General features: G+C 69.9%; 10 protein-coding genes. 2 read left to right on the top strand and 8 right to left on the bottom strand.

The window, feature by feature from the left end:
* Together Q1N79_RS07530 and Q1N79_RS07525 are read left to right on the top strand one after the other, a co-directional pair.
* Positions 1-196: hypothetical protein (locus tag Q1N79_RS07530; RefSeq protein ID WP_300605944.1), on the top strand; the 196-nt coding region annotated here is incomplete at its 5' end.
* Positions 197-307: 111 nt separating this feature from the next.
* On the top strand, positions 308-1,453 hold the full coding sequence (locus Q1N79_RS07525) for an FAD-dependent monooxygenase (protein WP_300605942.1): 1,146 nt from the start codon (positions 308-310) through the stop codon (positions 1,451-1,453).
* Between the two features lie 34 nt (positions 1,454-1,487).
* Here the strand turns inward: Q1N79_RS07525 and Q1N79_RS07520 are convergent, their stop codons facing one another.
* The 8 genes from Q1N79_RS07520 to Q1N79_RS07485 form a co-directional block, all read right to left on the bottom strand.
* A complete protein-coding gene (locus Q1N79_RS07520) occupies positions 1,488-1,721 on the bottom strand; it encodes a hypothetical protein (protein ID WP_300605940.1) in 234 nt (77 codons plus the stop codon).
* 22 nt (positions 1,722-1,743) lie between these two features.
* Positions 1,744-2,196 carry an SDR family NAD(P)-dependent oxidoreductase gene (locus Q1N79_RS07515; protein WP_300605938.1) on the bottom strand — a complete coding sequence of 151 codons (453 nt, stop codon included), beginning with the start codon at positions 2,194-2,196 and terminating at the stop codon, positions 1,744-1,746.
* Positions 2,197-2,207: 11 nt separating this feature from the next.
* Entirely contained in the window at positions 2,208-2,522 is a 315-nt protein-coding gene (locus tag Q1N79_RS07510) for a muconolactone Delta-isomerase family protein (protein ID WP_300605936.1), read from the bottom strand.
* Positions 2,523-2,605: 83 nt separating this feature from the next.
* Positions 2,606-3,772 carry a YncE family protein gene (locus Q1N79_RS07505; protein ID WP_300605934.1) on the bottom strand — a complete coding sequence of 389 codons (1,167 nt, stop codon included), beginning with the start codon at positions 3,770-3,772 and terminating at the stop codon, positions 2,606-2,608.
* 32 nt (positions 3,773-3,804) lie between these two features.
* Positions 3,805-5,253 carry an alkaline phosphatase family protein gene (locus Q1N79_RS07500; protein ID WP_300605932.1) on the bottom strand — a complete coding sequence of 483 codons (1,449 nt, stop codon included), beginning with the start codon at positions 5,251-5,253 and terminating at the stop codon, positions 3,805-3,807.
* A gap of 202 nt (positions 5,254-5,455) precedes the next feature.
* The gene (locus Q1N79_RS07495; protein ID WP_300605946.1) at positions 5,456-5,932 is read right to left on the bottom strand and encodes a GrpB family protein; all 477 of its coding nucleotides are present in this window, start codon (positions 5,930-5,932) and stop codon (positions 5,456-5,458) included.
* Positions 5,933-5,980: 48 nt separating this feature from the next.
* Positions 5,981-6,934: a class I SAM-dependent methyltransferase gene (locus Q1N79_RS07490; RefSeq protein WP_300605930.1), complete on the bottom strand. Its 954-nt coding sequence runs from the start codon at positions 6,932-6,934 to the stop codon at positions 5,981-5,983.
* 200 nt (positions 6,935-7,134) lie between these two features.
* Positions 7,135-11,076 carry an IPT/TIG domain-containing protein gene (locus Q1N79_RS07485; protein ID WP_300605928.1) on the bottom strand — a complete coding sequence of 1,314 codons (3,942 nt, stop codon included), beginning with the start codon at positions 11,074-11,076 and terminating at the stop codon, positions 7,135-7,137.
* Positions 11,077-11,588: the final 512 nt, after the last annotated feature.

The raw sequence follows: 11,588 nt of genomic DNA, 5'->3' as shown, positions 1-11,588 counted from the left end.
CATCCTCGGCCAGTACGTCAGCGCGGCGATCTGCGGCGGCCTCGGCCACGAGATCGCGATGGGCGCCGGCCACGTGACCAGGGGGAAGGCCTTCGGCGACAGCGAGACCGAGCTTTTCGCCGGGGTCTGCGGCCCCACCCCGACCGATGTCGTGCTGACCTGGGCGCAGGCCAGGAAGCTGCTGCGCATCGCCTAGGGTGGGCCGGCCGCTGGCAGGACCTGGTCACGTTCGGCGTCTACCCTATGGTCAGCTCGGCTGAGGCTGGGGAGGCGGCCGGGATCGTTCGGGATAAAAAGGGGTGAGAGCGTGGCGCTGCGTGCGGCCGTTGTCGGCGGCGGGATCGGGGGGACCGCCGCGGCGCTGGCGCTGACGCGGGCCGGCGTGGACGTGCGGGTCTACGAGCAGGCGCAGCAGCTGACCGAGGTCGGTGCGGGTGTGTCGCTGGCGCCGAACGGGCTGCGGATGCTGGACCGGCTCGGGCTCGGCGAAGGGATCGCGCGAGTGGGCGCGCGGCACCTGTCGGCTCAGCTGCGGCTGTCCGACGGGCGCCCGGCGCCACACCAGCCGCACCAGTTCGCCCAGCCGGGGCGCAACGTGGGCATCCACCGGGCCGACCTGCTCGCGCTGCTCGCCGGGCGGCTGCCGGCCGGCACGGTGGCGACCGGGCACCGGTGCACGGACTTCAGCCAGGACGCCGGCGGCGCGACGGTGTTCTTCGCGAACGGGGCGGCCGCCAGCGCGGACGTGGTGATCGGGGCGGACGGGATCCATTCGGTGCTGCAGGGATTCGTGGTGGCGCCGGCGGAGCCCGTGTTTTCCGGGGTGGTTGCCTACCGCGGCCTGGTGCCCGGCCTGGCTGAGTACCCGGCCGGCACGATGCGGATGTGGGTGGGCGAGCGCAAGCACTTCCTGGTGTTCCCGGTGCGGGCCGGGCAGCTGCTGAACTACGTGGGGTTCGTGTCGTCGGACACGTCGGTGCGGGAGTCCTGGTCGGCGGCGGGCGACCCGGCCGCGCTCGCCGCGCACTTCGCGGGCTGGGACCCGGTCATCGGGCAGGTCATCGCCGCGATCACCGGGCCGGGCGGCAGCGGGTTCGCCTGGGGGATGTACGACCGCGCGCCGCTGCCCCGGTGGAGCAGCGGGCGGCTGACGCTGCTCGGCGACGCGGCGCACCCGATGCTGCCGCACCTGGGCCAGGGCGTGAACCAGGCCCTGGAGGACGCGGTGGCGCTCGCGGCACTGCTTGGTTCGTGCGCCGGTCCGGCCGGCGTGCCGCGGGCGCTCGCCGCGTATGAACAGCTGCGGCGGGAGCGGACGGCGCGCGTGCAGCTCGGCTCGCGGCGCAACGGCGCCGGCTACGACAGCTCGGGCAGCCAGCTGACCGACCGGCGGTGGATCTACTCCTACGACGCGTGGGCCGAGGCGGCCGCGCTCGCCGGGACGCTGGGCTAGGAGGTGACCGGACGCGCGCGATGGCCGAGCCCGGTCACGAGTCCGTGACGGGCACCTCGCGGCCGTGCTCGAACCGGCGGATGACCGTGCTCTGCCTGTCGGCGACCACGGTCACGACTTGCGGCGGCCCGTTGTAGCTGCGCAGCCGGGCCTCGTCGAGTGCCTGCAGCAGCGCCTGGAGCGTGTACGGGTACATCCGGTACACCTTGCCAAGCCTGCCGGGCGATCCGGCGTCCCGCACGACATAGGCCCTGCTCCCCGTGGCCACGGCGACCGCCTCGCGGGCCCGGTCAGTGACCGGCGCTCCGCCCGCCGTCGACGTGCAGGATCTCGCCGATGATGTAAGGCGCCGACTCCAGGAACAGGGCCCTGGTGGCCGAGGCCACGCCGCCCTTGGTGAGGGCGGCGAGCACCGAGAGCTCGCTGGAGAGCGCGTATTCGGCGACGGTGGCGGAGATGTTCACCACGTGACCGCCGCCCCGCTTGAGCATCTCGGCGATGACGTGCTGGGTGAGCCAGAAGAATCCGGTGAGGTTGACGCCCACGACAAGGGCGTAGTCGTCGGCGGTGAAGTCGGTGAACCGCTTGGAGATGAACACCCCGGCGTCGTTGACGAGCGTGTCGATCCGCCCGAACCGGTCAAGTGCCGCCCAGCCCTGCCCGCGGTACCCGGCGACGAGGCCGGCGCCGATTCCCTGCGAGCCCCCGGTGATGATCGCGACCCGCTGGCCGGTATCGCTCACGGCGTCCTCGCTCAGCCGACGGCGGAAGCCGGGTCGGTCGGGTGCGGCGAGAGCGGCGTGATTTCGGTGTTCATGAAGGGGTCGAGGGGCAGCGACTTCACGATGGCCGCCATCTCGGCGCCGTCTCGCGCGCGGTAGACGCCGAGGGCGCGCCCCTCGCCCGGCAGCGTCCACAGCCGGACGAGGTGCCCCTGGCCGGCCACCTCGCGGGCGCGGACGTCCGCGACGGCTTGTTCGGAAGTCCCCGGCGGCACGCGTGTGGTCATCGTGACCAAGTACTCCATGGAGAGCGCCTCCCCCGCGGCAGTCCCATCCCAGGAGTTCACCTTAGCAACCTGCTTGCCGCGACCCCGCGCGGGCGATGGGCCGCTGTCAGGCAACAGCCGCGACAGCGGCCCATCGGCCCTGGTTATGGAGCGGGGGCGAAGGCGATGCCGGTGATGGCGGCGTCCAGCGTGGACGTGCCCGGGCCGCCGCCGACGGTCGCGATGACCGAGTTGGCCGCCGTGGCGATGATCGAGACGGAGCCGGAGAAGCCGTTGCCGACCCACACCTGCGAGCCGTCGGGGCTGACCGCGACCGACATGGGCAGGCGGCCGACGGAGATCGTCCCGGTCACCCGCAGGGTCGCCGCGTCGATCACCGAGACCGAGTCGGAGTTCATGTCGGCGACGTAGAGCGTGGACCCGTTCGGCGTCACCGCGACCGCCTGCGGCTCGGCGCCGGCCGGGGTGCTGCCGATGATCCTGCCGGTCGCGGCGCTGATCTTCAGCAGCGTGCCGGCGTCGGGGTTGGTGACGTAGAGGGCCGAACCGTCGGGGCTGACCGCGATGCCCTGCGGGCTCCCGCCGAGGTCGGGGATCACCTGGGTCACCGCGGACGTCGCGGTGTCGATCACGTAGATCCCGGTCTCCGTGGTCACGTACGCGGCCGAGCCGTTCGGGCTGAACACCACCTGCCGCGGGGCGGTGCCGACCGTGATGTCGCCGGTGACGGTGTTGGTCGCCGGGTCGATGACGGCCACGGCGTTAGACCCGCCCGGACCGGTGTCGCCGCCGGTCACGGTCGCGTACACGAGGTTGCCTGACGGCGACACGGCGACGTCCTGCGGGTACGGCCCGACCTCGATCTTGGTCTCGGCCCCCGTCGCCGGGTTCGCGGCGAGGACGTAGTACTGGCCGGTGTCGGCGATGTAGAGCTCGCTGCCGTCCGGGGTGGCGGCGACGCCGTCGGCGGTGTCCGTGCTGATCTCGCCGACGATGGCGGCGGCGGCCACGTTGACCTCCACGACCTCGTCGCCGGTGGAGGCGGCGACGTAGGCGTAGTAGTCCGGATCCGGGCCCGCGGCCTTCGAGATGGCCGTGAGCGCGGCCTTGGTGAGCGCGGTGCGCGACGTCCATCCGGCGCTCGCGACCGGGGCGTTCGCCGCGGGCGTCCCGTGGCCGGCGAACGTCCCGGTCAGCGCCATGGCGGTGATCGGCGCGCCGATGACCACCAGGCCCGCGGCGGTGGCGGCGGCCACGATCGTGGCGCGCCGCCTGCCCAGGCGCCTGGGTGTCCCGTTGTCAGCTGACATGTGCGGATCTCCTTTGCGACGACGGCGGCCGGTCACGCGGGCGTGCCGAGCGGATGGGGACGGGGGCCGGTCTGCTGGACCGGCGGTGTCTGGCTGGCACCGGGGAACACCGCGGGCGGCAGCGTGGTGACCTCGTAGACGGCCCGGGCGAGCTGGGCCTTGGTGTCCGGCAGCACCGGGAACGGGCCGCCCGACGGGTAGGCGCCGAACGCCGACGTGAGATCCCCGAACGTGGCGCGCCGCCACGGCGTGATGTTGGGGATCGTCACGCCGGTGAGCGTCTCGAGGAAGCGCAGCACCGAGGTGTGGTCGAAGGTCTCGCTGGCGATCCAGCCACCCTGGGTGAACGGCGACACGATGATGCACGGCACCCGGAACCCGGCGCCGATCGGGTCGGTGGGATAGTCGACGGCGTATTCGCCGGCCGTGCCCGCCGGCGCCGTGGGCGGGACCACGTGGTCGAAGATGCCGTCGTTCTCGTCCCAGTTGAGGATGAACACGGTCTTGGCCCACACGTCGGGGTTGGCCGCGATCGCGTCGATCTTGCTGGCCACGAAGTCCGCGCCCGCGGCCGGCGTGTAGTCCGGGTGCTCGGACTGGTAGCTGGTCGGGATGATCCACGAGACGGTCGGCAGCCGGTCGTGGATGGCGTCGTACTCGAACTGCCCGGAAGAGAACGTGCGCAGCCCGCTCTGGTACAGGGTGGAGCTGACCGGTGCGACCTGGAAGGAGTTGAACATCTCCAGCAGGTTGCACTCGTAGTTGTCGACCTCCTGGTACACCTGCCAGGGCACCCCCGCGTTGGTGAGCGCCTCGGGGTAGCTCAGCCACTTGTACGGCGTCGGGTCGATGTTGGAGGTGATCGGCCCGCCGGCCACGCCCAGGGGGTCGATCCACGCCGACATGTGGTACAGCCGGTTCGGCCAGGTCGGGCCGAGCACCGAGCAGTGGTAGTTGTCGCAGATCGTGAAGTTCTCCGCGAGCGCGAACTGGAAGGGGATGTCGTCGCGCTCCAGGTAGCCCATCGTGTAGGGGCCGTTGACGCCGTCCGCCGCCAGGTGCGCGGGCAGCCAGTTGTTCATCAGCCCGCCGTTCCAGGCGGAGTGCTGGACGGTGTAGGCGTGGCTGGTCGACGGCTGCGCCTGCGCGCTTGTGGTCTGGGTGTCGAGGTGGAACGGCAGCAGGTAGCCGTCCGGGTTCTCGGGGTCTGGCTGGTAGAAGACCGAATTGCCGGTGCTCAGCGTGATCGCGGCGGGGTCGGAGAACCCGCGCACGTTGGGCAGCGTCCCGAAGTAGTGGTCGAAGGACCGGTTCTCCTGCATGAGGATCACCACGTGCTTGATGTCGCTGAGTCTGCCGCCCTGCGAGGGACCGACAGCCAGCGCGCGGCGGACGTTCGACGGCAGGAATTCGGCGGCGAATGCCGCTGCTCCGGCCGCGCCGAGGCCCTGCAGCAGACGACGGCGTGAGATTTGAGGCACGAGCATGCTCCGTCCGGTCGGGGGAACAATTACCGCCACTCACCCTTTTCCTTCCTGATGAGCGGGCAGTGAGCGCCTCCGGATCATTGGGCAAACTCATGGCCGCGTTCTGGTGAAAGAACAGTAGCGTTGCTGTTTACCCGGGATTCGGCTGCACGTTTACTCGTGGGCGGCCGTGTTGATCAGCGTTTTTCCTGCGTGATTAAGACCCGTAACATGGCGTCCAGCCGGTATCGGATGCCCAGCTCTCCGCGGCGATCATCAGGATCTCGGTGGGACCGGCTTTGGCCTGCCCGTACTGGTAGATGTCCGGGGCGATCAGCCCCAGGCGCAGCTTGAAGTCGCCCCAGGCGTCGCGGGCGGTGGCGTTCGCTCGCAGGAAGTCACGGAACAGCAGGTTGCGGCGCGCGGTTTCGCTAGCGCTCTCACGCACGTGAACATTGCTGGCCCGCTCGCCAGCCGGAGGCGCGAAGACCAGCTTTGCCCATCGCCCGCCTCGCGTGGTCTCCGTCCGGTTCCACGGCTCGGGCCGCACCCGAAAGCCGATTCGCTCAAAAAGGCTGACGATTGAGTCCTCATCGAGCGCGCCGACGCGGACCTGGATGTCGATGCAGTCCTTGGCCGCGAGCCCGGGTCGTACGGCACTACGGACAGGCCGCGGGCCAGCTCGTCGGGGAATGGCATGAGGCCGAGCTTACGAGCGCTGTCGCCTGCCTGGCCGCCCGCCTTACGGGTGGGCGGTCCCGACGACCGGGGAGTCAGGCGAGAAGCCAGCGGCCCTGACCGTCCTGCGCAGCACGGCGGCCTGCTTCTCCAGCGGAAGGATCTGCGAGTCGATATCCGGGTAGGCGTCAAGCCAGCGTCGCAGTGCCTGCTGCATGTCCGCCACGACAAGGTCGTCAAGGACGACGACGGCCACCGGGCTGAGCGCCCCGTTCAGCAACGGCAGCGCCGGGTAACGGGCCCGGCGGCCCGTGGCCGCGGGCGGCCCGTCGACGAACAGGAGGTCGATCCCCATCAGGTTCTCCCACGCCTGCCTCGTGTACCAGGAGTAGGTTTCGCCGTCGAGGCTGAAGCTCTCCAGCGGGGCGTCGCGTACCTCGGCCAGGTCGCTGACGTTGTGCCTGGCCAGGAAGTCGCGGGTCTTGCTGGCGTAAACGGGGTCGTGATCGAGGGCGATGATCTGGCCGTCGATCCCGAACCGGCGCATCGCCAGCGCGAGCCACAGCGTGGACGCGCCGCTGCCGCACTCGACGACGAGCGACGGCCGTTCGGTGATGATGAGGTCGACCAGCACCATGAGCAGGTCCGGCGACGCCGCCCAGCCCCGGGTGGCGGGCAGCACGTCGTCGGCTGGCACGATGGCGGTCAGGTTCTGCAGCGCTTCCAGCTGGCGGTACGTCTGCTTGATCTCTTGCCCAAGACCGCTGCCGGTCCGCTTCACGTTCTCAAGCGTGCGGGCCGTTGTGCTGTCCAGGTTCCCGATCCGTTCGGCCAGCTTGAGGCTGTGCGTGAACTGAAGGAGCAGGCCGCCGAGCAGCGGCCCGAGCGCCATCAGCGTCGCTGTCGGCACCGCGCCCGCGCGCGTTGCCAGCCCGAGCACGAGCGCGCCCGCCAGCCACGCCACGACTAGTGCCGCTACGGCCTCGACGCGCACCCGCCGACGGACCAGTCGGTGCATCGCGACTCCTTCATCCTGCGTAACCCGCGTTATTCGCCTGGCCAGCGCGCCGCCTGCGAAGATTCCATACCTTATTACAGACAGCCATGACGATGGGCCCGCGGCGAGAATTCCGCCTTCGGAAATACCGATCCGGGGTGGTCGGGGCCATTGACCCTCCCCACCCCGGAACCGGCATCCGCCGATTGCGACCGGTTGGCCTAGGTGAGAGTTACCGGCCTGGAGGTCGCGCCTGGGCCGGTTCCCACCTTGTTCTTCGCCACCACCGTGAAGGTCCACGCGACCTTGAGTGCCAGCTTCCCGAAGGTCGCCTTGGTCGTGCCGGCGCTCTCGGACTCAGAGACCGGCTTCTCACCCTTGGCCCTGGCGGTCACCACGTAGCCGGTGATGCGCGTGCCGCCATCGCGGGCCGGCGCCTTCCAGGTCACCGTCACCGACGCGGTCCCGCTCCCGGCCCTGGACGTGACGTCCCGCGGCGCGGAAGGCACTGTGTCGGCGTAGGTGAAGGTCACCGCCGGGTTGACCGGGCTCTTCCCGTTGTCGTAGTTCGTGGCGAGGCTCTCGATGGTCGCCACCCGGATGTCCACCGTCGACCCGAGGGTGCCCGCGGGGACGACGACGGTGAACTGGCTCGTGTTCCCGGATTCCCAGAAGATCGCCTGGTTGAAGTCGGTCGTCTTCACGGTTCCGAAGTAGACGGCCTGGATGTACCCGAGGTTGTAACCGTTCACGGTGATCGTCGTGCCGGCCGGGCCCGTCATCGGCGTGTCCGACGTCAGCGAGGGATTGCCTGGCAGGTAGTAAGTGAAGGACGCGGTGGACGGGAGCGAGCAGCCCGACACCCCGCACACCTCCAGCGTGTAGATCCCGGTCAGCGCCGCTGGCGTGACCAGCTCGATCTTGGTGTTGGAGACCACGTCGAGCACATACTGGGTGGCGGGGAAGCCGTACTTGGTGTCCGTGAACAGCACCAGCTCGGCTCCGTCGAAGCCAGCGCCGGTGATCGTCAGGTCCGAGCCGCCGCTCGTCGGGCCGGCCTTGTAGGAGGTGCCCGCGACCGAGAACGACGAGACCGAAGGAGTTGGCGCGTAGGTCACGTCCACCGTCGCGGACGGCGGGACGGGACCTCCGAGGGTGGCTCCCGGGGCAACGTTGGGGCTGCCGTAGGTCTGGACGGTCACCGGGAACGTGGCCGGCGCCTGCGTGGGAGCCTCCGGCGGGAACAGGACCGTGAGGCTCGTCGAGCTGATCGCGACTGGCGAGTAGCTGATCGAGTTGGCGTTCAGGTAGGTGCCCACGTTCAGCCACTCGAACCCGAGCGCACCGAGTCCCGTTCCGGTGATGGTCGCCTCGGTGCCACCCTCTTCGCTCATGTAGTTGCCTGGCGTGGTGAGGGTCGTGATCGTGGAGATCGTCGGGACGGGTTCGTAGTCGAACTCGAACGGCGCCGCGTAGAGGCCCTCGCTCGACGTCGCGTTCGCGAGCTGGCCGCTGAACTCGAGCGGGATCTGGCTGAGCGAGCCCTCGCTCGTCAGGCCGCTGCCCGTGCCGTTGAGGGTGACCTGCACGAACACCTGGCAGACACCCGTCGCCGGGTTGTCCCCGCTCACGCAGTTGCCCGGCGAGGGCGTTGCCGGGGTCGTCGCCGTGATCGTGTTGTCCGAGGTCACCGTGAAGCTCGCCGCCGGCGTCCCGCCGAAGGTGACCGAGGCGACGTTGGCCGTCGGGCTCGCGCCCGTCGTCATGAAGCCGGACCCGTAGATCGTGACCTTGTTGCCGCCGGCATCGACGCCCGCGTTCGGGAACACGCCGGACACGAAGGGAGACGTGCCTGACGTGTTGGCGCCGGAGTCATAGAGGATCAGGCGCGACGCCGAGCTTGGGGCGCTCGTGGCACCACCGGTCGCCGTCACGCTCACCCCGTAGGTCCCGGTCCCGTCGGCGGCCCCGCCCTGACCCTCCTCCAGCGTGAGGAGATTGTCCGGGATCGCCGTCACGTTGATCTGGGTGTCGCTCGCGACCGAGTAGTCGGCGGCGGGGAGGGTGACGTCGCCGATGCTGACGGCGGCGACCACCGAGGTGCCGGCGGACTCGAAGTTGCTGCCGGTGATCGTGAGTCTTGCCGTGCCGCCGCTCACAGCATCGCTGGACAGCGCAGGTGAGCTGAGGCTCGCGATGGTCGGCGGCGCGACCGCCGGTGTCGCGCACAGGTAGTAGGCGAGGCCTTTCGCGCCGCCCGCGCCCGTCACCTTCGGCGTGCCGATGCCGCTGGCCATGTCGTAACCCGTGGTGGCCGGGTACATGCCGTCGCCGACACCGAAGTTGTCGTTGTTGCCGACGGTTATGTCGTCGAAGGACGCCGCGTACTCAGCCGGGACCGAGGCGATCGCGTAGAGCTTGGGGGAGATGAAGCCGACGCCGCCCGAGCAGCTCGACTGGGAGCTGATGTCCGCGGTGATGGCCGCCCAGGTGGGGCTGGACAGCGAGGTGCCGCCCCAGATCGACCACTGGCCGTCGGTGACGATGGGGAACCCGCCGGTGTTCGGCGAGGCCTGTGCGCTCACGTCGGGGACCTCGCGACAGACCGAGTTCGTGTAGGTGTCGGCGCAGAAGTTGTCGTCGACGACGCTCTCGGCCGTGCTGACGACAGAAGCGTTGTCGAACCCGGGCACGGTCGAGCTGGTCTGCCACGGCGGGGCAGGCCAGATGTCGGAGATGCCGCCGCCGCCCGAGCCGCCTGCCGCGCCGTCGTTCCACACGTCCTGCTGCGGCGGGTCGGTCGCGGCGGTGATCGCGGTGCCTCCGACCCCCGTGACGAAGGGCTGGGTGGCGGGGTCGCTCGCGGACAGGTAAGGCGCCACCGGCTGACCGCTGTCGCTCGAGCAGGTGTCGTCGCCGTTGTCGCCGGTCGAGGCGAAGACCGTCTTGCCCATCGCCGCGCCCTGCTCGAACAGGTAGTTCTCCTCCTGCGCGTAACCGGGCGACTCTTCGAGGACCAGCTGCTCGCACTCACCGTACGAGATCGACTCGATGGAGGCGCTGCTGTCGGCCATGGCCGCGATGGCATCCAGGAAGCCCGGGTCGCTGTCCGGCGCCTCGTAGACGTCGACGAGTGCCTTGGGCGCGTAGGCGTTCACGGTATCCACGTCGAGCTCGGTCTCGACCGAGCCGCCCAGGCCATCACCGGGAGAGGCCCCGCCGTCGATGTTGGTGTAGCTGTCCCTGGCGGCGACGGCCGGGCCGTTGGTCGTGCCGTAGTAGCAGTCGTCGAACGCCGTGATGTCGGCGACCGAGTACCCGAACAGGTCGAGGATGTCGACCGTCTCGCCCTGGCCGAAATCGCCCGCCGAGTAGAGCGGGTCGAGTCCGTAGGCGTACGCCACCTGGTTGGCGGTCAGGCCGCCGCCGTCGGCGGCGATGGCCGAGGCCGCGGCGCACGCGTCGGCCGCCCCCGCGGGCGGCGTCTGATCGGGCGCGGCCGTGCTGGTGCGGGTCGTCACCGAGGAGCGCACCGGCGCGGCTTGCGGGACCGCGAGGTCGTTCAGGCCGACGATCGCCTGCACGAAGGGGGCGATGCTGCTCGGCAGCTCCACCGCGCTGTCGTTCGCGTAAACGAGGCGTCCGCTGCTCAGCCGGTAGCCTTCGAGCGAGGTGTGGAACGCCGCGTCGACCTTCGAGGCGGTTCCGCTGAAGCCGACGAGCAGGCGGTCCGCCGACACCGAGCCGACCTTGAGGCCGTCCGAGCGCAGGTCGCTCTCGACGGCACCGAGCATCGCCGTGGTCGGCGCGAACTCCTCGTTGAACGAGCCGAGGCTGAGGTAGCGGCCGTAGTAGAGCGAACCCCGCTTCGAGACGCCGTCGGCGTAGGCGGCAAGACCCGGCGCGTTGCGCGGAACGAGGGCGACGTCGCCGGAAATGACCTTGCCCGACGCCACCGCTCCGATCGCGGCGGCACCCCGGGGTATCGCCGGTGCCACCGCGACCCTGGTGTTCGGCACCGACGCCTGCGCGGCAGGGGCATTGGCGAGAAAGACAAGCGCGAGACTCCCGACGCCCAGGCAAATCGCCGAAACCCCGGTTACCAGGCCGTACAGTTTCCCGCTGCTTCGCGTCGACCCCGTCGACGGCCTCCGCAAGTTCATGCCCGCGCTCCTTTGCCCGCTAAAGACCTTGCCTCGACCTACGGCTGATGATTGAGGCGACTGGCGAGCCGCCGTTATTTAGCGATTCATCGATACATGAGGGTAACGCCCTCGAAAAACGTTTAATGGGGATTGTAGACCCGAAATTACGTTGGGAGCTGGGACGCAATGTCCCAGATCGGTATCGCTGCCGGCATCCTGGCGAAAGGCGGGACACAGCCTGGAGTTCGTGCTCATTCCTCGTTCTGCGCGAAGCAAGAAAAGGGAACAACGGCGTGTTTAGTTTCGCGAGAGACGCGTTTAGTTTCGCGTGAAGGGGGCGAGCCGGCCTGTAGGCCGGGTTCTGTGCGCCCGCTTGCGCGGGGCGGCGGTCATCCATCTGGGACTGCCGTTGCCGGCAGCCTCGTGCGGTCTACCCGCGAGCATCGGGCGGGCAGCCCTCGAGCGCTCGCGCAGGCCGGCGCCTTGCGGCACGGGCCCTTTTGACCTTGCTCCGGGTGGGGTTTACCGAG

The sequence above is a fragment of the Trebonia sp. genome (genome assembly GCF_030042015.1).
Classification (GTDB): domain Bacteria; phylum Actinomycetota; class Actinomycetes; order Streptosporangiales; family Streptosporangiaceae; genus Trebonia.
This window is presented reverse-complemented; position numbering and strand designations above follow the sequence as displayed.

Excerpts from the sequence above, each read along its gene's own strand:
- Q1N79_RS07490 (WP_300605930.1), bottom strand. The coding sequence starts at position 6,934 with ATGCACCGACTGGTCCGTCGGCGGGTGCGCGTCGAGGCCGTAGCGGCA.
- Q1N79_RS07505 (WP_300605934.1), bottom strand. The coding sequence starts at position 3,772 with ATGTCAGCTGACAACGGGACACCCAGGCGCCTGGGCAGGCGGCGCGCC.
- Q1N79_RS07485 (WP_300605928.1), bottom strand. The coding sequence starts at position 11,076 with ATGAACTTGCGGAGGCCGTCGACGGGGTCGACGCGAAGCAGCGGGAAA.